This is a genomic window from Lacibacter luteus, from assembly GCF_004118265.1.
In the GTDB taxonomy this organism is placed as follows: domain Bacteria; phylum Bacteroidota; class Bacteroidia; order Chitinophagales; family Chitinophagaceae; genus Lacibacter; species Lacibacter luteus.
Genome location: NZ_SDHW01000006.1, coordinates 255,279 through 277,250, shown reverse-complemented (window position 1 = coordinate 277,250; position 21,972 = coordinate 255,279). Strand labels below are relative to the sequence as shown.

The 21,972-nt window shown below is 40.4% G+C and carries 24 protein-coding genes; 12 read left to right on the top strand and 12 right to left on the bottom strand.

Annotated elements, in window-relative coordinates:
- The first annotated feature begins 57 nt into the window (after window positions 1-57).
- Window positions 58-309: a hypothetical protein gene (locus ESA94_RS17880; RefSeq protein ID WP_129132309.1), complete on the top strand. Its 252-nt coding sequence runs from the start codon at window positions 58-60 to the stop codon at window positions 307-309.
- Here the strand turns inward: ESA94_RS17880 and ESA94_RS17875 are convergent, their stop codons facing one another.
- Together ESA94_RS17875 and pheT are read right to left on the bottom strand one after the other, a co-directional pair.
- Window positions 310-597: a hypothetical protein gene (locus ESA94_RS17875; protein ID WP_129132308.1), complete on the bottom strand. Its 288-nt coding sequence runs from the start codon at window positions 595-597 to the stop codon at window positions 310-312.
- Between the two features lie 19 nt (window positions 598-616).
- Window positions 617-3,040 carry a phenylalanine--tRNA ligase subunit beta gene (pheT, locus tag ESA94_RS17870; RefSeq protein ID WP_129132307.1) on the bottom strand — a complete coding sequence of 808 codons (2,424 nt, stop codon included), beginning with the start codon at window positions 3,038-3,040 and terminating at the stop codon, window positions 617-619.
- Window positions 3,041-3,491: 451 nt separating this feature from the next.
- Here pheT and dnaB point away from each other — a divergent pair, with 451 nt between their 5' ends.
- From dnaB to ESA94_RS17845, 5 genes are all read left to right on the top strand, one after another.
- The gene (gene dnaB / locus ESA94_RS17865) at window positions 3,492-5,090 is read left to right on the top strand and encodes a replicative DNA helicase (protein ID WP_129132306.1); all 1,599 of its coding nucleotides are present in this window, start codon (window positions 3,492-3,494) and stop codon (window positions 5,088-5,090) included.
- Window positions 5,091-5,254: 164 nt separating this feature from the next.
- On the top strand, window positions 5,255-5,965 hold the full coding sequence (locus ESA94_RS17860; protein ID WP_129132305.1) for an RsmE family RNA methyltransferase: 711 nt from the start codon (window positions 5,255-5,257) through the stop codon (window positions 5,963-5,965).
- A gap of 104 nt (window positions 5,966-6,069) precedes the next feature.
- Entirely contained in the window at window positions 6,070-6,558 is a 489-nt protein-coding gene (locus tag ESA94_RS17855; RefSeq protein ID WP_129132304.1) for a carboxypeptidase-like regulatory domain-containing protein, read from the top strand.
- A 108-nt stretch (window positions 6,559-6,666) separates the two neighbouring features.
- Window positions 6,667-6,936 (top strand): hypothetical protein, encoded by a 270-nt coding sequence (locus ESA94_RS17850; RefSeq protein WP_129132303.1) that lies wholly within the window; start codon window positions 6,667-6,669, stop codon window positions 6,934-6,936.
- Between the two features lie 169 nt (window positions 6,937-7,105).
- Window positions 7,106-7,552 carry a hypothetical protein gene (locus tag ESA94_RS17845; RefSeq protein ID WP_129132302.1) on the top strand — a complete coding sequence of 149 codons (447 nt, stop codon included), beginning with the start codon at window positions 7,106-7,108 and terminating at the stop codon, window positions 7,550-7,552.
- A gap of 90 nt (window positions 7,553-7,642) precedes the next feature.
- Here the strand turns inward: ESA94_RS17845 and ESA94_RS17840 are convergent, their stop codons facing one another.
- The 8 genes from ESA94_RS17840 to ESA94_RS17805 all read right to left on the bottom strand — a co-directional run bounded on the left by ESA94_RS17840 (window position 7,643) and on the right by ESA94_RS17805 (window position 13,541).
- Window positions 7,643-8,116 carry a ribonuclease H-like YkuK family protein gene (locus ESA94_RS17840; RefSeq protein WP_129132301.1) on the bottom strand — a complete coding sequence of 158 codons (474 nt, stop codon included), beginning with the start codon at window positions 8,114-8,116 and terminating at the stop codon, window positions 7,643-7,645.
- Between the two features lie 124 nt (window positions 8,117-8,240).
- The gene (locus tag ESA94_RS17835) at window positions 8,241-8,603 is read right to left on the bottom strand and encodes a CoA-binding protein (RefSeq protein WP_129132300.1); all 363 of its coding nucleotides are present in this window, start codon (window positions 8,601-8,603) and stop codon (window positions 8,241-8,243) included.
- Between the two features lie 3 nt (window positions 8,604-8,606).
- Window positions 8,607-9,392, bottom strand: a complete 786-nt coding sequence (locus ESA94_RS17830; RefSeq protein ID WP_205756007.1) for an energy transducer TonB — start codon at window positions 9,390-9,392, stop codon at window positions 8,607-8,609.
- Between the two features lie 52 nt (window positions 9,393-9,444).
- Window positions 9,445-9,888, bottom strand: a complete 444-nt coding sequence (locus ESA94_RS17825) for a hypothetical protein (RefSeq protein WP_129132298.1) — start codon at window positions 9,886-9,888, stop codon at window positions 9,445-9,447.
- Window positions 9,889-9,910: 22 nt separating this feature from the next.
- On the bottom strand, window positions 9,911-10,264 hold the full coding sequence (locus ESA94_RS17820; protein ID WP_129132297.1) for a hypothetical protein: 354 nt from the start codon (window positions 10,262-10,264) through the stop codon (window positions 9,911-9,913).
- A 76-nt stretch (window positions 10,265-10,340) separates the two neighbouring features.
- Window positions 10,341-10,847: a GbsR/MarR family transcriptional regulator gene (locus tag ESA94_RS17815; RefSeq protein WP_129132296.1), complete on the bottom strand. Its 507-nt coding sequence runs from the start codon at window positions 10,845-10,847 to the stop codon at window positions 10,341-10,343.
- 199 nt (window positions 10,848-11,046) lie between these two features.
- On the bottom strand, window positions 11,047-11,805 hold the full coding sequence (map, locus tag ESA94_RS17810; protein WP_129132295.1) for a type I methionyl aminopeptidase: 759 nt from the start codon (window positions 11,803-11,805) through the stop codon (window positions 11,047-11,049).
- Window positions 11,806-11,903: 98 nt separating this feature from the next.
- Window positions 11,904-13,541, bottom strand: a complete 1,638-nt coding sequence (locus ESA94_RS17805) for a 2-oxo acid dehydrogenase subunit E2 (RefSeq protein ID WP_129132294.1) — start codon at window positions 13,539-13,541, stop codon at window positions 11,904-11,906.
- Between the two features lie 207 nt (window positions 13,542-13,748).
- Here ESA94_RS17805 and ESA94_RS17800 point away from each other — a divergent pair, with 207 nt between their 5' ends.
- Entirely contained in the window at window positions 13,749-14,210 is a 462-nt protein-coding gene (locus ESA94_RS17800; RefSeq protein ID WP_129132293.1) for an META domain-containing protein, read from the top strand.
- 8 nt (window positions 14,211-14,218) lie between these two features.
- Here ESA94_RS17800 and ESA94_RS17795 read toward each other — a convergent pair whose 3' ends face one another.
- Window positions 14,219-16,054 (bottom strand): DNA polymerase III subunit gamma/tau, encoded by a 1,836-nt coding sequence (locus ESA94_RS17795; RefSeq protein ID WP_129132292.1) that lies wholly within the window; start codon window positions 16,052-16,054, stop codon window positions 14,219-14,221.
- Window positions 16,055-16,192: 138 nt separating this feature from the next.
- Between ESA94_RS17795 and ESA94_RS17790 the strand changes: the two genes are divergently transcribed.
- Window positions 16,193-16,465 (top strand): hypothetical protein, encoded by a 273-nt coding sequence (locus ESA94_RS17790; RefSeq protein ID WP_129132291.1) that lies wholly within the window; start codon window positions 16,193-16,195, stop codon window positions 16,463-16,465.
- A 121-nt stretch (window positions 16,466-16,586) separates the two neighbouring features.
- Window positions 16,587-16,910, top strand: coding sequence for a hypothetical protein (locus tag ESA94_RS17785; protein WP_129132290.1), 324 nt, complete (start codon window positions 16,587-16,589; stop codon window positions 16,908-16,910).
- A 46-nt stretch (window positions 16,911-16,956) separates the two neighbouring features.
- On the opposite strand, the gene ESA94_RS17780 is transcribed toward ESA94_RS17785, so the two are convergent.
- Window positions 16,957-18,117, bottom strand: coding sequence for a hypothetical protein (locus ESA94_RS17780; protein WP_129132289.1), 1,161 nt, complete (start codon window positions 18,115-18,117; stop codon window positions 16,957-16,959).
- An 83-nt stretch (window positions 18,118-18,200) separates the two neighbouring features.
- Here ESA94_RS17780 and glpK point away from each other — a divergent pair, with 83 nt between their 5' ends.
- The 3 genes from glpK (at window position 18,201) to ESA94_RS17765 (ending at window position 21,864) form a co-directional block, all read left to right on the top strand.
- Window positions 18,201-19,685, top strand: coding sequence for a glycerol kinase GlpK (gene glpK, locus ESA94_RS17775; protein ID WP_129132288.1), 1,485 nt, complete (start codon window positions 18,201-18,203; stop codon window positions 19,683-19,685).
- 32 nt (window positions 19,686-19,717) lie between these two features.
- Entirely contained in the window at window positions 19,718-20,218 is a 501-nt protein-coding gene (locus ESA94_RS17770; protein ID WP_129132287.1) for a hypothetical protein, read from the top strand.
- Window positions 20,219-20,313: 95 nt separating this feature from the next.
- Window positions 20,314-21,864 carry a glycerol-3-phosphate dehydrogenase/oxidase gene (locus tag ESA94_RS17765; RefSeq protein ID WP_129132286.1) on the top strand — a complete coding sequence of 517 codons (1,551 nt, stop codon included), beginning with the start codon at window positions 20,314-20,316 and terminating at the stop codon, window positions 21,862-21,864.
- Window positions 21,865-21,972: the final 108 nt, after the last annotated feature.

Genomic DNA, 21,972 nt, shown 5'->3' with positions numbered 1-21,972 from the left:
GTTGCACACCTTGCGAAGAACCCCTGCTTACAAACTACTTCAAACCAAGATTACAAAATGTTCGCAAAAGTTAAACCACAAGTGTTTCTCGATACACTTACGTTGGAACTTTCATCGCCGGACCGGAAAGCAATAAAAGCGGTGTTGAAAGATGAAAAAGGCGCTGTATGCCGTCATCTCGAATCGGAAGCATCATCACATTGTTCGCTTATATGGAGCGGCCTCAACGATCTGCCTTATGGCGTTTACACTATCGAATTAAAGCAGGGTGAAGATGAAATGAAACTGAAGATTATTAAACGGGTGTAATTACTCCGTTAATAAGGCGATACAACGATCGATCTCTTTTATAAATCCATTCAGCTTTTTTTCCAGTTCCTTTTTTTCTTTATCGTCCAGTTGTTGCTGCGATGCTTTTAATATTGCGTTCTGCATTTCCAGCACTTCCATTTCCTGTTTACGGTCGCCATGCTTTTCTTTTAACTGCAGCAGTTCTTCCCGGAGCTTTTTATTCTCCTTTTCCAGATGCTGGTATTTTTTTACCAGCAATTGCATTTTCTGCTGCAGTGATTGTATGTGTTGATCGATAGCTGCCACCGTTAACGTTTAATGAACCTTATTTTCTTATCTCGGCTGAAAACTGCTTTTCCAATGCCTGGATAAGCGTACTCATCATCTTCTCTGTTTCTTTATCTACCAATGTTTTTTCATCGTCCTGGAATACAAAATTGAGTGCCATTGATTTTTTATTCGCACCAATTTTTTCACTTTCAAAAACATCGAAGAGCGATACTTCTTTTAAACGACTCACTTTTGTATTCTTAATTGCCTTTTCAACTTCCGCATAGCTGATGTTCTTTTCAATTACAATAGCAAGATCACGTTCAACAGCCGGGAAACGTGGAATTTCTTTATAAACCAGCTTGGCTTTTGCAGCCAGCTGAGTTAAACTATTCCAGTTGATATCGGCAAAGTAAACAGGTTGTTTAATGTCGAACTGCTTTAATTGCGTAGCATCAACAATGCCAATTTTAGCAATTACCTGTTTTTGCGTTTTGTAAGTGATCACTCCGCTGAAACCTTTTTCTGCTTCTGCAATTTCTGTTTCGGCAGATAAACCGGCCTGTTGTAAAATGCCACTAACAACTGCCTTCAAAAAATATACATCGGTAGCCGATGCTTTTTGTTTCCACGAAGCCTCAGTGCTGCCTGTTGTATAAATAGCTAAATGATCTGTTTCGAAATATTTACCTGTTTCGGTTGTTTTGTATGTTTTACCAAACTCGAACAAACGAAGACTGTTGTTTTTACGGTTAAGGTTAAACGAAATGCATTGCAATCCTGTTTCCAGCATTGAAGGACGCATTACGTTGAGCTCTGCACTAAGATTGTTGAGCATTTTTACCGTTGTGGCCAATACATCATCACTATACCATGCACTGTTGGCAATGGAGTTAGTGAAAATTTCGTTGAAACCCTGTCCGGCAAGGTTATTACTGATCTTTTCTTTGTATGCAAAACCGGTGTGGTCTGCTTCGGTAGAAGGAGAGATGGTAATGCTGGTAGGAATTTCAACATTATCCAATCCATCAATTCGCATTACTTCTTCTGCAAGATCGGCAGGTAATTCCATATCGGGTTTGCTGAATGGTGCTGCAACCCAGATCTCATCAATAGATTCTTTTACCAGTTCAAAACCCAACGATTCGAAGATCTTCTTTACCGTGTCGGGATGATAATTTTTACCGCTGATCTTTTTCAGGTAATGAAACTTGAGAGCAATTTGTGTTTTCTCGTTTGGCTTTGGATATACATCCACCACATCACTTGCAATTTCACCGCCACCCAATTCTTTTATAAGTAGAGCTGCACGCTTCAATACATTCACTGTATTGCTGATGTCAACTCCTTTTTCAAAACGTGTAGCTGCATCGGTACGCAGGTTATGACGGAACGATGTTTTACGTGTTGTAACAGGATTAAACCAGGCGCTTTCTAAAAAGATATTCTTAGTAGTTTCTTTTACGCCGCTTTTCATACCACCAAACACACCTGCAATACACATTGCTTCTTCTTTATTACAGATCATCAGGTCTTCTGCATTCAACTTCCGCTCTTTTTCATCAAGTGTAGTAAAGGCTGTTCCTTCGGGTAAATTCTTTACAATTACTTCTGCACCGGTGATAGCATCTGCATCAAATGCATGTAAAGGCTGACCGGTTTCGTGAAGAATATAGTTCGTAATGTCAACGATATTATTGATCGGTCGTACACCGATAGCTTTTAAACGTTGCTTCAGCCAATCGGGGCTTTCTTTTACTGTAACATTTGCAATGCTTACACCTGCATAACGCTGACAAGCTTCTTCGTTTTCAACTTTAACAGTGATTGGCAAAGCTTTGCTGTCGGTTTTGAAACCATTGCTGAAAGGCGATTTCAGCACATAGTTTTTCTTATCGTGAAAGTTGAGGTATGCAATTACATCACGGGCAACACCCATATGACTCATTGCATCCATATGGTTTGGTGTTAAACCAATTTCAATGATCCAGTCGGTATAAGGTTTAAAGTAATCTGCAGCAAGTGAACCAACAGTTACGTTAGCCGGTAAAATCATAATACCTGCATGGCTGTTACCTAAACCAATTTCATCTTCAGCGCAAATCATACCATGGCTTTCCACACCACGTATTTTGGCTTTTTTCATGGTTAATGGTTCGCCGCCTGCAGGATAAATAGTTGTGCCAACTGTTGCAACTACAACTTTCTGTCCGGCAGCTACATTTGGTGCACCACATACAATTTGCAAAGGCTCTGCTGCACCAATATTTACAGTAGTAAGCGATAGTTTATCGGCATCGGGATGTTTTTCGCAGGTAAGCACTTCGCCAATAACCAACCCTTGTAAACCACCTTTTACTTCTTCGTAAGCCTCCATACTTTCCACTTCAAGGCCAATTGATGTAAGAATACGGCTCAAACGCTCCGGTTCAACAGAAACGGGTAAATATTCGTGCAACCACTTATAACTGATCGTCATGCTAAGAGAACTTTTATTCAGAAAGCTGCAAAGATAATTGATTGACTGCTTGAGCCCTACAGTAGTTTTAATTGGCTAAAACCGGTAGCAAAAAAGCAGGTTTCGGGGCAAAAGTCCATATTGTAATCTGTGCCATACAACAAAAGAAACGGTTTAAAATCTTTCTGCACAGCCTGTGTGGAAATGCGCTGGGTTCGAGCGAAAAAATAAATTAAATTGAGGATAAGCCGGGTGTTTTATGTGCATCACTTAAAAAAAATGGTGGATAACCCCGGATTTAATGTGAATTGGAGTTGAAGAAATTATACTATGGATTTGTTTTTGCTGGTAATGGTTTGTCATTTACATTCGTCGCCCTTGTTCCGGTAACAATTGCTTAACATGAGGTAACGATTGAGCAAACGCTTACAGAGCAAATCCCAAAATAACATTGTAGTATTCTTTGTGAACTATGGCTATTCCGAATTTAAATACAGACCGTTCTAAGAAAAAACGTACTACGGTAGATCAGCTTACCGGTAACTACAGTAAAGTGCAACCTCAGGCAAGAGAGCTGGAGGAGGCGGTGCTTGGTGCCATTATGCTGGAGAAAAGTGCTTTCGATATTGTAAGCGAAATTCTCAAGCCCGAATGTTTTTACGTATCGGCACACCAGAGCATTTTTAAGTCAATGCAGGAACTGCAAAGCAAATCGACACCGATTGATATTTTAACGGTTGTTGAACAGCTTAAAATAAATGGTGAATTGGAAATGATAGGCGGCGCTTACTTTGTTGCCAAGCTTACCAACTCTGTTGTTTCAACTGCTAACGTTGAAGCCCACTCCCGTATCGTTCTCGAAAAGTTTATTCAGCGCAAATTAATTACCATCAGCAACGAAACCATTGCAGAGGCATACGAAGATGCTGCTGATATTTTTGATTTGTTGGATGATGCAGAAAGTAAGTTATTCGAGATCACCAATAACTACATGCGTAAGAACTTCGAATCGATGGAGGATATTCTGGTGAAGACCATCCAGCGTATCGAAGACATGCGTAACAAGCAGGAAGATATTACCGGTGTGCCAAGCGGCTTTCCATCGATGGATAAAGTTATTTACGGTTGGCAGCCATCCGATCTGGTTATTCTTGCTGCCCGCCCTGCTGTGGGTAAAACAGCATTTGCCCTAAACCTTGTACGTAATGCAGCATTAAATGCAAGCAAACCAACGCCGGTTGCTTTCTTCTCTCTTGAAATGAGTGCTGCACAGTTGGTGCAGCGTATTCTTTCGGCCGAGAGTGAAATTATGCTCGAAAAAATTTCACGTGGTAAACTGGAAGATCATGAGGTACAGCAGTTGTATAAAAAAGGGATCGAACGTTTGGCAAAAGCGCCTATTTATATTGATGACAGTGCGGCATTAAATATTTTTGAATTGCGTGCAAAAGCCCGTCGTCTTGTAAACAAACATGGCGTAGGCCTGCTCATCATCGATTATCTGCAGTTGATGAGTGGTGCAGGAAATAAAAACACCAATCGTGAACAGGAAATCAGTACCATTTCACGTGGTTTAAAACAGCTGGCGAAAGAATTACATATTCCCATCATTGCACTTTCGCAGTTGAGTCGTGATGTGGAGAAACGTAAAGATGGTAACAAGATGCCACAGTTGAGTGATCTTCGTGAATCGGGTGCCATTGAACAGGATGCGGATATGGTGTTGTTCCTTTATCGTCCTGAATACTACGATATTACATCGAATGAGTTTGGTGAAAGCAACCGTGGTGAAACACACGTACGTATTGCCAAGCACAGGAATGGTTCGCTCGAAACAATTAAGCTGAGAGGCTTGCTGCATATTCAGAAATTTATTGAAGATGATTTTGGTGATGCAGGTGGAATGCCTGGCGGCGGTGCTGGTTACAATGCGCCATTACCGGGCGGACCAGGTATGCTGCCGGGTGGTGGTAACTGGAAACCTGTTGCTGAAGATGATGGCCCGAAAGTGTTTGTACAGAAAGGAAGTAAAATGAATGATATGAACTTCGATGAGGAAACGCCGTTTTAAATTTCTGATTTCGGATGTATGATTTTAAAATTATTCGATATGATCCCGCCTTAACGGCGGGATTTTTTTTGCTGTCAGGACATCGAAGACGTAAGACAGCTGCTTAAGTACTTACATTTTTTTGTGTAAACTATTCTCTCTTGTAGTTTTGTTTACTTTACATTATGGCTTTACCGTTTTTTTATTTGAATGATGTTGATACTGCAGCTTCAGTTATAACGCTTAACGAAGAAACTTCGAAGCATGTGGTACAGGTATTGCGTATGCAGGCAGGAGAGCAATTGAATTTAACCGACGGGAAAGGCAATTTGTTTACAGCGCAAATAAGCGATGCACATAAAAAGCATTGTGTAGTAAAAATTCAAACCACAAGCTTTACACCGCAAGCTGCACGCAAAACATCCATAGCTGTTTCGCTGGTAAAGAATGCAAGTCGCTTCGAATGGTTTTTAGAAAAAGCAACTGAGATCGGGATCACTGAAATTATTCCCTTGCTCTGCGAGCGCACCGAGCGCCAGCATTTCCGTTACGATCGTATGAAAGGAATATTGGTTAGTGCAATGTTGCAGAGCCAGCAAACATGGTTGCCTGTTTTGCATGAGCCGGTGAAATTTGAAAATTTGAAAATGATGCAATTTGAAAATGCGTTGAAGCTGATTGCTCATTGTGATGACAGAGAGAGGAGCCCATTTTCAAATTTTCAAATTAACGAATTTTCAAATTCTGTCATTCTCATTGGACCCGAAGGCGATTTTACTCCTGCCGAAATTGAAGCTGCAATTGAAAGCGGTTTCCAACCGGTAATATTTGGCGAAACAAGATTACGAACAGAGACTGCTGCTGTTGCGGCGGCGGTATTGCTGTGTATCCGTTAACCGAAGTGTTGATCTGTTGTTAATTTTCTTCAATCTGAAGCAATCTGCTGCTTTCGGTTTTAATCCTGGTAAAATGAGATTTATATTACAGGAAACTAACCTTAATGAACATCCTGTTTACAAGAACAATCACACTGCTATTGTTCATCCTTATTTCTACTAAGTTATTTTCTCAACGAAAGATCGAAGGAGTAGTGATTGATGCATCTGACAAGAGTCCTGTTCAATATGCATCTATATCCATAAAAAATAAATCTGTTTACGTTGATGCAGATTCAACCGGCCGGTTTTTTATTTCTGCATTTGAAAACGATACCTTGTCTATATCCTGTATAGGATTTAACGAGTTACTTATAAGTGCCGGTTCTTTTGTTATTAATAGGCACGTTGAACTTGTTCCCAAGGTGAAACAATTACCTACTGTATACACAGGTAAATTCGAAACCAAAAAAATTGGCACAATTAAAGCTAAGGTGTCGCATTCTTTTTCTGCTAACTTAACTGTAAGGACAGAGTTTGCAAAATTGATAAAAGTTCCTGCTGAAATTAATCTTTGCACAATTAGTAAAATTTCATTTGTAATTCGAAATTAAAACAAGAAGCAAGTTTTTTGTAACCCTGTTCGTATTCATATTTATGAAGCGGGATCAAAGGGAGGCCCGGAAAGGGAGTTATTAAATACAGATGTTATTATTACACAAATGAATATTAGCAATAACAGAATGGTTGTTGATATAACTGATCAGAATATCACTTTAGGTGCAAGATCTTTTTTTGTTGCAATTCAATGGCTTTCGGTAGCTCCGGCAATTGATTACAATCAACCGCAAATATCATTTACAAGAAATGAGAAAGAGTCATTAACCAGGTTGAGGGGAGATGAAAAGAATAACTTTCAATGGTATATACCACAGCCTGCTAAGGTTTTTGGAAACATGCTTGTTTGTGCAGAAATAATAGTGCGAGAATAAAAGCGAATCTTAAAGAATATGTTTCGGAAATATTGCAATAAACTCATATTGCATTTCTGTGCAAGGTTGTTTAACTTGTATATCCTTTCTTTTTTACTTCTCTCCACAAAGTAAACTGCAAGCGTAAAGCGTTGCCCGTGTCCATTTTATAATTTGTAAAACAAACAACATGAGACAGACTTTATTTGTCGCAGCAACTCTCTTTTGTATGCATGTAAGCACACACTTAGTGGCACAGGAAACAAAAGAACCTAATCCCGTTATTGTAACAACATGGATGTTTACGCCACCAGAAAATGGCGATACAACACTCAAAGGCGTTAATGTAGATTCGCTCGTTATGTATTACATCGATAAAGGTGTTCGTCCGAATACGCTTATTAAAAACTTTCGCATACTTACACACTATTGGGGCGACGATAATTTTAAGATCTTATTCATTTATGAAATAGATGGTTTTGGTAATATTCCAAAAGCCTCAAACAAAACCAGCGAACTGATTGATGCATCGTTTAAAAAAGATGCAGACAAGAATTTATTCTGGAAAAGATGGGAACGCATTTTTAACAGACATGAAGATAGTATTATGGCCAACTGGGGAACACCCAAAATGTAAAAGAGAAAAGATTTGCTGCGTTTGTAAAGGGCGACGAAGCTATGAACCGTGGTTTGCACGGTTGAGGGGCAGAACCGTAAACGACAAAAATCAGTTTACAATTTTATTGGCGCAGCTGCTGCTGGCAAAAGCTTCGGGTTTGGCTTTAAATGCAAAGCCCATACCGAGTATGTAACCCATTGCTTCACGCAATGCTTCATTGCTTTTAAAGTGAGGATTGGTGTTGATATCGGCATGTACTTCCATGTCAACATCATACTGTGTAAACAGGTCGCAGAGTTCGTAAGCAATCTCAATACTTTTTGCAACTTCTACCAGCATTCTTTCTTTAATGGAATACTTCTGTTTTGTTTTATCGTTGTGGATGAACATAAAGCCTCCATGTCCTTCACGTAGAAAAACAATAACAGTAGCAAACTCGGTATCGCTTCCTTTTACCTGGCTATCGGTACCAATACAAACTTTTAAACGGAAACCTTTATCGGTTTCTCTTACAATGGCGGTACGCACTTCTTCCTTAATAGGAATACGTATGTGCTCGCCATTAAATTTTCTCCATTTCATAAATAAGGGGGTTTCCCTAATTTACGAAACTCTTTTCGCTTGCAGCAAGCTCGTCGTGTTATAAGTTTATTAACAGCTGGGGATAACCGAAGAAATTTATACGAACAGGAGAGTGGGCTGAAACCTAATACTGGCCTGTACTTAAGAGCACAAGCGTACATGCTTCCACCGTTTCAATATTGCTGTTTTGTGCCAGTTTTTCCAACTCCGGATTCTCCGTACCCGGATTAAAAATGATGCGTTTAGGCTTTAAAGAAAGGATATAATCGTAGTACTCCTGTTGATGCGTAGGGTTAATGTAAAGTGTAACTGTATCGATTTCTTTATGCGGTAATTTTTCCGTTTCAATTTCTACATCTGCTACTGTGCCTTTATGGCTGCCGATACCTTTTACTGAATGCCCTTTACTTCGCAATTTATGAACTGCTAAATAACTATAGCGGCTGCTGTTGTCTGATGCACCGAGTACAAGTGTGTTTTTGCTCATAATTTAATCCTCCGGAATTATGAATGAAATTTTTTGCCTTCTCCAAGCCTTTACATTCTTATTACTTTGATAAGCAGGATTCCATTTTGGTCCTTTTCTGATTGCGTTAATGGCAATCATATCCAGCAAGGGTGTTGAGCTGTTAATTGCCTCAACTGAACAAACCTCTCCATCTGAACAAACAACAAATTGGACTTCAACTGACATGCGTTGAGGTTTATTGGTGGCCAGAACTAAATCAGGAAAAGTGAGTTGCTTACTAATATATTTCGCCCATGCTTTTTCACCGCCGGGAAAGTCTGCTTCTTTTTCAACCGAAACAAAGGCTTTACTGGTATCTTTTTTTAAATGTTCTTCCTGTAAGAGAAGTGTTTTCTTTTTTTCTTCTTCTTCATTTTCATTTAAGCCAGGTATTTCTTCTTTTTTTGATTTAGAAACAACATAGTGAAGCGAATCGTAAACTACACCTTTCTGATTATAGAAATACCAATAGCCGCTCGGTTTTCCGTCAACATATCGTCCTTTATAGAGAGGTTTGCCTTCCCAATAAAAAGCATGAGGGCCAACTTGTACCTGAAATGTGCTATCAGTAAAATAACCGTTACGAACCACCCTGCTTTTTGAATCATAGTCAGTATAAGCCCATACGCCATTATACGATTGCGATAAGCGATAGAAAAAAGCTTCTTTTTCATTCGTGGTAACTTCAAAGTAGCGATTCAATAAATCCTGCTTTACATTTTGTGCATATACCATTACGAAAAGGAAATTAAAAAAGAGTATAAACATGGGTTTCTTCATGGTAAAAAAATAAGGATCCTTAATGTAAATTACGTTGTAATTAAATAGGTGCAATTAGTTGTAAGAGATTTGTAATAAATAAGCCAATAAATACAACCGCAAAGCTAATGAAGAGTGTGTTCATTCCTATTTCACCAATTTTGAATACTGGTTTGTTCGGAATCTTATACATTGGATAGTATGCAAATTGAGTAATTACTTTTCCTGTCCAATAAGCTGCAATAAGTCCCGATAATGCTAAGGCGAGTGATGTTCCGTTCTTTAGATCATCAGCCAACAAAAATGAAATTAAGCCAAAGGAAAAATTTAACCCTTGTATATAACGACCATAGGTTTTTGCAATTTCCTGGTTGAGTGGTTTAAGTTTTTTTATATCGTTATACCAGTCGAATACTTTATGGCGAATGTAAGGATAAACCAGTGCTGTAAAAATTTGTCCGGCTGCACCGATATAAATTAGCCAATTGGGAATTTCTAATTTCATCACAGATAATTTAGCAGGGAGATTATTTCAAATGCACAAGTTCTTTCAACTGTAACGCATTTATTTCAAGCTTGCAGATGATGGTGTAGATGATCGCCAGAACAGGTGCGGTGTACAACAGAATGAATAAACCAAAGCCAAACGGTACCAGTAAGATCAAAATAGTAATGAGCCAGTGGTAATAGAGGCGAAGACTGCTTCGGTTGGTAAACCATTTGTTGGCAGCATGCACCAACATGCCAACTATATGCACTGCACCAATGGTAAAATAGGCTGTAAGCAACAGGCTGTTATCGCTGCTGATGAGCCAGCTGATAAAAAAGCCGGTGATCAAAAGAACACTGTTGTAAAATTCAATTAGCTTAAAACGTTTCATAATGCTGCCGTTTAAGTTTTCACAGCGAAAACTTAATTATAAAAAAAGCCGGTATTACCCGGCTTGAAAGAATAAACTATTTAAAAATTTTGAGTGCTGTACTTAAGAACCAGTTTTCATCGCTTTTAACCAGCACATCAAGCATATCATCGGCATGAGCACCAAATTTTTTAATGCCGTTAATTGTATCGAGAAATGTTTTTACTTCTTTATCACGTTTATCGCCTTCTACTTTACTCAGCTGATCCATCAGTTTCATCATCGGATCCAGCTCTCTCTTCTTGCGTTCTTTAATGATTTGTGTTGCAACTTTCCAGATATCTTTTTCTGCAGTAAAATATTCTTTTCGTTCTCCCGGTATCAACACTCGGTCAACCAAACCCCAATCGATCAGATCACGGATATTCATGTTCACATTACCACGACTAATGTTGAGCTGCGCCATAATATCGTCCTGTGTAAGTGGTTCCGGACTAATCATCAGCAATGCATGCACCTGCGCCATTGTGCGGTTAATGCCCCAATGTGTACCCATTGCTCCCCATGTGCTGATGAATTGCTGTCTGGCTTCTGAAATCTTCATGCCCCTAAGTTAGCAAGAAGTTTAGAATTTTCAAAAATTACTGAAAAATAGTTCTCGAATATGAACAGCCGTAAGTTAGATGCAGTAAGGGTTTGGCCGAAAGGAGTAGTATTGTGACCAATTGCAACAACGATAGCAAGAGTAGAATCTGATAACAGGAATACAGCGCATTATTCTTTGCTGAACAAAAAACTTGCATTTATATTTCGTTAGCAGCTGTTAAAATAACAGGCTTATTATCGGTAATAAGAATAGTGTGTTCGTGTTGTGCAACATAGCCACCTTTATTGCCAACAAAAGTCCAGCCATCGCTTAATTCTGTAGCTAATGTTGAATGTGTAGCAATGAATGTTTCAATGGCAACTACAGAATTTTTGCGAAAGCGTTTTGTATTAAAGCGATCGTAGTAATTCGGAATTTCTTCCGGCTCTTCGTGCAAACTTCGGCCAACACCATGCCCTGTTAGGTTCTGTATCACTTTACAGTTTGCTTTTTTTGCCTGTGTTTCAATGAGCTTACCAATTTCTGCAATGCGCACACCGCCTTTAATTTCATTCAGCGCATTGTACAAAATGCGTTTCGACAGATCGACTAATTGCTGATGACCATGCAGATCGCTTCCCACAACAAAAGAACCACCATTATCAGACCAATAACCATTTAACTCAGCAGATACATCAATATTCACCAGGTCGCCTTCCTGCAAAATAATATCGGAAGAAGGAATGCCATGTGCAAACGATTTGTTTACACTAATACAGGTGTAGCCCGGAAAATTATAGGTAAGAAACGGCGCCGATTTTGCGCCCATATCTTCCAGCATCTTTCCACCATACTCATCTAATTCTTTTGTGCTGATACCGGGTTTTGCAAAATCACGCATGGCTTTTAATGTAAGTGCAACAGCATTGCTGATTGCCTTCATACCCTCCAGTTCTTCGTTATTGGTGATGCTCATCTTTACTGATACTTATACATGCTAAGTTAGGTAATGAATACGCAAAAAAAATCCCGTCGCATTTTGCAACGGGATTATATAAAGTTGATTGAAGATACTTATACCAACATGGTAACAGGATTTTCGATGTACTTCTTGAGTGTTTGTAAGAAGGATGCACCAATTGCGCCATCAACACTGCGGTGATCGCAACTGAGTGTTACTTTCATAACATTGGTTGTACCAAAGCTGCCATCTTTTTTCTTGATAACAATTTCCTTAATACGGCCAACCGCAAGGATACAACTGTCAGGAGGATTAATGATGGCAGTAAAGTCTTCAATATCCATCATACCTAAGTTAGAAATGGTAAAGGTATTACCACTGAACTCCTGTGGTTGAAGTTTACCTGTTCTTGCTTTATCGTACAAGCCGTTTGCTTCAGAAGCGATCTGGCTTAAACTTTTCTGATCTGCAAATTTGAATACGGGAACAATCAAGCCCTGATCAACTGCAACAGCACTACCAATATGAATGTGTTGGTAGGTGCGGATGAATTCGCCCATCCATGATGAGTTTACAGCAGGGTGTTGACGTAATGCCATTGCGCAGGCTTTGATCATCATATCCTGGAAGCTGATCTTAACCGGACTAACTGCATTCATTTGTGCACGTGCTGCCATTGCATTATCCATGTTCAGTTCCATCTTCAGGTAGAAGTGTGGAGCAGTAAACATGCTTTCGCCTAAACGACGTGCAATGGTTTTACGCATATTGCTGTTAGGCGTATCTACATAACCTTCACCGGCACCTGGTGTAAACGCAATAACAGGTGCAGATGCTTTTGAAGCAGCAGGAGCAGGAGCTGAAGCAGCGGCTGCAGCAGGTTTGAAATTATCAACATCTGCTTTAATGATACGGCCACCATCGCCACTACCTTGTACAGCGTGGAGATCGATACCTTTATCTGCGGCAATTTTCTTAGCTAATGGCGATGCTTTTACACGACCGTTTTCTGTGCTTGAGCTTGCAGTGCTTGTTGCAGCTGCAGGCGCACTTGAAACGGCAGCAGTAGTTACAGCAGCTGTACTTGCAGGAGCGGCAGCACCCGGATTTTTAAATGCGGCAACCAAAGCAGTAATATCTGTACCGGCCTTACCGATAACTGCAATTACTTCGTTTACTTTGGCAGCATTGCCGGCTTCAACACCGGTGTATAAAATTGTACCGTCAGCATAAGGAACTACTTCCATTGTTGCTTTATCTGTTTCAACATCTGCTAAACTTTCATCGGCTTTAACAACATCGCCAACTTTTTTATTCCAGGCTACGATCTTTCCTTCTGTCATAGTATCGCTCAACAGCGGCATACGAATTACCGTAACACCTAACTGAGCAGCCAATGCATCCGCATCAACACCGGCAGCAGCAGGGGCAGATGGAGCAGGAGCGGCAGCTTCAGCAGCGGCATGAGCCGGGGCAGCAGAACCGCCATCAAGCAGGCTCTTATAGTCTTCGCCTTCTTTACCTACAATTGCAATGATTTCGTTTATCTGAGCGGCCTTTCCTTCGGGCACGCCAATGTATAACAATGTACCGTCTGCATAGCCAACTACTTCCATGGTAGCTTTATCGGTTTCAACATCTGCAAGCACATCGTCACTTTTAACTTTGTCGCCTACCTGCTTGTTCCATTTTACAATCTTTCCTTCGGTCATTGTATCACTTAACAGGGGCATGCGAATCACTTCAGCCATAAAATCAGTTTTTTTGTCGTAATGAGGGCGTGAAATTAAGGCAATTTAGCCAAATATCGACCTGTGCTTTCTTGCCAATAACTGTTAGCTTTTCAAGAGCTGAGGGTTATGCTTTGGAAAACGCTTTTTAAAACACATTTTTGCGGAAAATCAAGAGGGTAAGGCAACGATCCCCGGTACTTTATTGTCATGGTATAAATTACTGTTATGCGCCTGTTTCTAACTGCTTCTATTTTTGCGTTTGTGCTGCTTTCCTGCCGTAAGGAAAACACAGCAAATACTGCTGCCAACACGCAATTAACAGGTACCTGGCAACTAACCGAAGTAAACGATAAAAGCACGGGAACAACCATTACTTATCCTTCAGGAACAACAGAACGTATACAAATTACCTTGAATGCAGATGGATCGTTTAGCGGAAAAACAAGAGTTAATATTTTCAGCGGCGGAAGCTATACATTGCCATCAAACGGAAATATTCTGTTTGGTTCTTTTGGGTCAATGACCAAAGTTGCAGAAGACCAACTGGGCTCAGCTTTTTTAACTGTACTGCAAAACTGTTTATTGCAATCTGTGTTTCCTTGCGTTCCTGCAGCTTACAGCATCAGCGGCAATCGTATGGAAATAAAAACAACGTTACGTTACGATGCAAAATTGATAAAGCTGTAGGCACTCAATTAATCGAGCTGCATTCCTAAACGATCTCTCAATTCTTTTACCAGCGGATATTTTTCTGTCATTAGCTGGAACTGTTCCCTAACTGAAAGCGGACGTTCAACCGGTGTATTATCTTCCGGTTCTTCTATCAGATCAACATGAATATTGAGATTGGGGTTTTTGAAAAAACTCTGTATATGCAGCAGTAAGGAAGTTTTTTCCTGTTTCAGAAAACCTGCCTGTATTGCACCTGAAACAACCACTTCAAAATCGATGGGCGATTTCATACGGCATTCCATCATTTCAAAAGTGGATACCACCGAATGTTTTGCTGCTGCTTTCAGTTTCAAAATATATTCCTGCCAGGCTATTTTCAAACCTTCCACATCAATATCTCTTTGTTGATTGGCAGCACTGTTGCTTTCGGCAGCAATCTTCTCCCGCAGCTTTGATAAACCACCTTTTAAACCAGCTGTGTTTGCTTTAGGTGTTGAAGTTTGTATTGGTGGATTTTGTATTGATGGATTTTGAGCATTGCCCGCCCGGATCACCTGGTCGGACGGGGATATTGGCTCTTGTACCTTGTAACTTGTGCCTTGCAGTCTCTGCTGTGGTTCTTCCACTAGCAGCCTTGCGCCGCTTGTTTCCTGTACCTTGTTCCTTGTGCCTTCAGCTTGTTCCTTTACTTCCACCGGCTGCAACGAGCGGAACTGAACGGCTTTCGCTTTATCAACTACTTTTTTTTTATCAGAAAGGTCGATGGCCTGTTGCAGGTAAGTGAGTTTAATGATTGCCAACTCTACATGCAGACGTTTGTTGCGTGCCTGTTTGTAACCGATCTCCGCTTCGTTCAATACATTCAATGCACTGATGATGTAAGATGCTGATGTTTTCTTTGCAGCAGCAATATAACGGTCTTTGAAACTTTCAACCACTTCCAGCAGGCTGGCTACCCTTTCATCTTTACACACCAGCAGGTTGCGGAAGAATTCGGCCATGGCATTCAATACCATGTCGCCTTCAAAACCTTTGCGGTTAATATCATCGAACAACAACATACCTGTTGCAAGATCCTGCTGCTGCATGGCATCAAGTAACTTGAAAAAATAATCTGCATCTAAAATGTTCAGATGCTCTAATGTATTCTGATAAGTAAGTTCACCATTAGTAAAGCTCACAATCTTATCCATGATGCTGAGTGCATCACGCATACAACCTTCACTCTTCTGCGCAATCACTTGTAATGCCGGTTTCTCCGCTTTCAGCTCTTCTTTGGTAACAATTTCCTGCAGATGTTCAACAGTATCGTTGGTTGTAATACGTTTGAAATCGAAGATCTGGCATCGGCTGAGGATGGTTGGTAAGATCTTGTGTTTCTCTGTTGTTGCTAAAATGAAAATAGCATAGGATGGAGGCTCTTCCAGTGTTTTCAAAAATGCATTGAAGGCACTTGAGCTGAGCATGTGTACCTCATCGATGATGTACACTTTGTATTGCCCCATCTGCGGTGCAAAACGAACCTGTTCAATCAACGAACGGATATCATCCACCGAGTTGTTACTCGCCGCATCCAATTCATGAATGTTGAGTGATGTGCCTTCGTTAAACGTACGGCAACTTACACAGGTATCGCAAGCCTCACCATTGGGTTGAATATTTTCGCAGTTGATCGTCTTGGCCAGAATACGGGCACAGGTTGTTTTACCCACACCACGTGGACCGCAAAACAAAAATGCATGCGCCAATTGATTATGGCTGATAGCATTTTTAAGTGTAGTGGTGATATGACTTTGCCCCACCACCGTATCGAAGGTTTGGGGTCTGTACTTGCGTGCCGAAACAATGAATTTATCCATAACTGCGGCTGCAATTTAGGGAAAAATTAAACCTATGAGCTTACCGGGTTGCAAACCTGTATTGACTTGCATTTGCTGATATTACAGCGTAATTTTAATAAGCCTTCTCTGGAGCCGGTCATCATTTAATTGTGTGTGATGAAGACGCAACTGATATTCCTGGTAATACTTGTAGGTTGTTCCACCTGCAGTAAAGTAAACAGTAACCGAAATTGTGAAGAATGGGAAGTAACCGACCGCAAATCGTACAGCGGTACAGGCTTCGATTGGTCTTGTGCGGGTAGCCGCACTTTACAACTTGTTTTTTGTGGTGATGCGTTAAAAGATGCAAGTCCGGGAAATACGAAAATTATTTCTTCCGGTGAGTGTACAACCACAAGAACCTTTAACAGGTTTATTAAAAAGTGGTGAGCGTCTGCAAAACCTATGAATTTTGACGGGCTTGAAGAGCAACGCTGTAAACCTTACAGGTCTATAATTTCTGTTAAATTTGACTAAGGAACACCTTCTTCTTAGTACAAATCCCAATTAAATGAATCGTTTATTAGCTGTTTTTATGATTGCGTTATCTGCATGTGGAAAGAGAATCGGCTATGAAATAAAAGACACCGATACAAAATACACTTTCCGAACTAATTATTTAGAAATAGGAGATCATTCAAGGGTAACTATTACATCCATTGCTTTTTGGGACGATACAATTATCTGGAAAGGGATTAAAGTGGCTCCACAAAAGGATACATTTTATTATGAAAGGCTTGAAGATTTTTATGGACTTGACACCTTAGAAACGTATCAAAAATACAAGGCAAAGCATTGGTATATTAAAAGGGTTTATGATTTTTCCCCTTGGTAAAAATTGTTTTACAAATCAATTCTGCAAAAATGTTATAGACATAGAATTATAACACCGGGTGCCGTTTAAATTCTTTCGTTTTGTCAAATAATAAACGATAAGTAATTAACCTGCGACTGACATGTGTTCCCAGGCTGGCGGCTACATTCATCATGCGTGGATTAAAATCGCCGATCCATTGCATTTCATAATCATCATATAACATGGGAGCCTGTATCACTTTTGCTGCTTCAATGATCATGAATGCATCTACACCTTTGTGCTGATGTTCGGGCACAATGCCAAAGATGATACCGGTGAATTTTTTATTTCGCTTGGTTGCTTTCACCCAAAGGAATTTCAATTTGCTCCAGCTATCAAATCGTCCATTCAATTCCATGAACCATTGATTCAGATCAGGAAGATTGAGCCAGATAGCAACAGGCTCATCTTTATAATACGTAAACCAACAAATGCGTTCATCCATCACCGGTTTCATGGCATTGAACATGGCAATGGCTGTTTTCTCTTCCATTTGTTTTAATCCTGCATGACCGGCCCATGCTTTATTATAAACAGTACAAAAATCTTTGGCAAATTTTTCGAGTTGATTCACCTTGATATGAACAGCTTTGTAATCGGGGTCTTTTGAAAGATGATCATGACGCTGGTAAAATTTTTCACTTAACTTATCTTTTACTTTCAGCGAATAGCAATACTGATTGAAGAATAATTGAAACCCGTAGTTCTCAAATAACTGTTGATAATACGGCAGATTGTAATTCATGCAATACAAAGGCTGCTGAAACCCTTCTACCTGCAAACCCCACCAGCGATCACGCTCACCAAAGTTGATTGGGCCATCCATTGCTTCCATGCCCTTGCTTTGTAACCATTGTTTTGCTGTATCAAATAAATAATTTGCCGCCGATTGATCGTTGATGCATTCAAAAAATCCTACACCACCAACAGGCACATCATCGCCTTTCGATTTGTAACGGCTGTTTACAAATGCTGCAATACGACCGATTAATAATCCTTCATCATTTTTTAGTATCCATCGTATTGCTACCCCGTTAAGAAAGGCTTTATTCTTTTTCTCATCAAATACCTGTTCAATATCCTTATCCAGCGGACGTATCCAGTTCGCATCATCTTTATATAATGCAACAGCAACCTGTAAAAATTCTTTTGCTGACTGTTTATCATTAACTTCAACCAAGTGCATGTGCCTTTCTTTAGTCTTCAAATGTAAGGGTTCGTGCAACAACGATTTGTTAGTGTATTGTAAGAAGTTCAATTTATTGCTGTATGACGAAATATATTCTTGCCTTCGACCAGGGAACAACCAGCAGCCGTGCCATTGTGTTCGATCATGATGGAAGTATTGTTTCGGTTGCACAAAAAGAGTTCAAACAAATTTTTCCGCAACCGGGCTGGGTAGAACATGATCCCGAAGAAATATGGAGCACACAATTAGGTGTGGCTGCCGAAGCTATTACCAAAGCGGGGTTAACCACAGAACATATTCATGCCATCGGTATTACTAACCAACGTGAAACAACCGTCGTGTGGGATCGTAAAACCGGTAAGCCCGTTTACAATGCCATTGTGTGGCAAGACAGACGTACGGCAGATTTTTGTGATGAACTGAAACGGAAAAATCTGCACATCTTAATTCAGCAACGCACAGGTTTGGTGGTTGATGCGTATTTCAGCGCATCGAAAATAAAATGGATACTGGATAATGTAGAAGGTGCAAGAGCGAAAGCAGAGAAAGGTGAATTGTGTTTTGGTACAGTTGATACGTGGTTACTCTGGAACTTAACAAAAGGACAAGTGCATGCAACCGATGTAAGCAATGCAAGTCGCACCATGCTCATGAATTTACAAACACTGCAATGGGATGGTGAGCTGGAAAAAATATTCTCAATTCCCGGTAACATGTTGCCGCAGATTCGCAGCAGCAGCGAAGTGTATGGTGTAACACAAAACATACTAACGGCTACCAATATCCCCATTGCAGGTATTGCAGGCGATCAGCAAAGCGCCTTGTTCGGGCAAATGTGCACCAAACAAGGAATGGTGAAGAATACTTATGGCACCGGTTGTTTTATGCTGATGAATACAGGTGAGAAAGCGGTGATATCCAGAAACAATCTGCTCACAACAGTTGCGTGGAAGATCAACGGTAAAACTGAATATGCGTTGGAAGGAAGTGTGTTTATTGCTGGTGCTGTGGTGCAATGGCTGCGTGATGGATTGGGCATTATCCGGTCATCGGGTGACGTAGAAAAACTGGCAGCAAAAGTAAACGATAGTGAAGGTGTGTATGTAGTGCCTGCGTTTACGGGTCTTGGTGCACCTTACTGGAATCAGCATGCAAGAGGTACGATGGTAGGTATTACAAGAGGAACGACTGCATCGCATATTGCCAAAGCTGCCCTCGATAGCATTGCTTACCAAACAGCCGATGTGTTAAAAGCGATGGAAGCCGATGCCGGTATTTCTATTACTGAGTTAAGGGTGGATGGCGGTGCTACTGTGAACAATGGTTTGATGCAGTTCCAGAGCGATATACTGCACACGACTGTTGTGCGGCCAAAGGTGACAGAAACAACAGCTTTGGGTGCTGCTTATCTTGCCGGGCTTGCGACAGGCTACTGGAACAGCATCGATGAAATTCAGGAACAATGGAAAGTAGAACGCAGCTTTGAACCTCAACTGGATGAAGGCAAGCGAACTGAATTGTATAATGGTTGGTTGAAGGCGGTGAAGGCAACGCAGAGTTTTTAGTTCTGTCATAATTATAGTTAACAATGAAGAGCATGAAACAAGTAAGGCTGATCATATTTTTTTTAATCCTTGGTTTATTTTCTAAAGGGCAGAATGATGTCTTTAGAACAAAAGTGATTGTTTCCGAAATCGGATTAGTTGGAGGTGGTGTTGTTGTTTTTCCTCAAACGAAAGATACCATAGCAATGAGTGATGATGGTATTGTAACTGTGAATCTTGCTGCAAAAGAAAACAGGTTGTTTTATATTCTGTGGTCCGGATGGAAAACACAGATTTTCAGATTTGAAAATGGACAATGTGATTCAGCTGTATCGACTGTTATGGTTCCTGACACAAGTTTCTATCAAAAATTTTATGACTCAAAAAAATGCCCGATTTGCTTACGATCGAAATATGTTTTACCAATAACATACCATTTACCAACCAAAAAAATGTTTAGAAAAGCACGTAATGGCAAAATGTACCTTGGCGGTTGCATGGTTTATGATTACAGCCCACATTTTTATTGTAAGAAAGATGAATTTGAGTTTTGACGTTCGTAGCTATTCAAACTTCAACATCATTGAGTAATATTGCAAAGTCCGAATGGGCAACTATAAACAAAAAACTATAAACCAGAAATAGATTCTTGAATCGTTCACAACAAATACAACAATTAAAGACCACTGATCTTTGGGATATCATCATCATTGGTGGTGGTGCAACCGGCTTGGGTGCGGCTGTAGATGCTGCTGCCCGTGGTTATAAAACACTTTTACTTGAGCAATACGATTTTGGTAAAGGCACATCCAGTCGCTCAACCAAACTCATTCATGGTGGTGTGCGTTATATGCAGCAGGGTAATTTCCGTTTGGTGCGTGATGCACTCCGTGAACGTGGTTTGTTGTTGAAAAATGCACCGCATATTGCTCATCCGTTAAAGTTGGTGTTGCCTGCCTATCGCTGGTGGGAAAAGTTGTATTATGGTTTGGGATTGAAAGTGTATAATTTTTTATCGGCAAAGTTGAGTTTAGGTCCCAGTGAAATTCTTTCTATTAAAAAAACACAGACATACATTAAAGGACTCGACGGTAAAAAACTGAGTGGTGGTGTTGCTTATTTCGACGGACAGTTTGATGATGCCCGTTTGTGTATCTCACTCGCATTAACTGCTGCTGATGTAAGTGCAACTGTATTGAACTATTGCAAAGTAACCGGCTTGATGCACGATCTCGGCAGAGTAAAAGGTGTCCGCATAAAAGATTGTTTAACCAATGAAGAGTACGAAGCAAGAGGAACAGTTGTTGTGAATGCAACAGGTGTATTTGTGGATGATGTTTTGAAAATGGATGATGACGGACTGGAACGATCAGTAACACCATCGCAGGGAATACATATTGTGGTTGATAAGAAATTCTTTCCCGGCGAACAGGCATTGTTTATTCCACGTACCGATGATGGGCGTGTGTTGTTTGCTGTTCCTTTTCATGATAAAGTAATTATTGGTACAACCGATACAAGTGTTGAAGCAGCAGAGATTGAACCCAAAGCATTGGAAGAAGAAGTGGAATTTGTCATCAACCACTTTAAACGCTATGTGCAAACTGGTTTACAACGCAGCGATGTAAAAAGTGTGTTTGCAGGGTTACGTCCGCTGGTGAAAGTACCCGGACAGAAAAAAACGGCTGTGCTTCCCCGTGATCATACCATTTGGGTGTCGAAGGGTGGCATGATCAATATCAGCGGTGGTAAATGGACCACTTATCGCAAGATGGCACAGGAAGTTATTCTGAAAGCACACTACGAAGGCGGACTTGCTTATACCCGTTGCCAAACGGAAACCATGAAACTGCATGGCTGGATGAAGAAAGTGGATTTTGATGATCCGTTACATTATTACGGAAGTGATGCTGCGGCTATTCGTTTCTTACAGCATCAGGGCTATTCGCAATTGATCCATCCTGATCTGCCATATACTGTTGCAGAAGTATTCTGGGCTGTTGGTAATGAAATGGCCATGACGGTGGAAGATGTATTGAGCAGAAGAACAAGAGCCTTGATCCTTGATGCAAAAGCTGCCATTGCTGCCGCACCACTGGTTGCTGATATTATGATGAAAGAGCTGAACAAAGATGAACAGTGGAAACAACAACAGCTGAATGATTTTTATAAAGTGGCGGAAGGATATGTGCTAAGATGATGTCGGATATAGGATTGCTGATGTAGGATGTGAAGTTCGCCCGTCTGACGATTACTGTTCAAATAGAGGATCATTGATTAAAGAAAAGAAAATCCGAAATCATACATC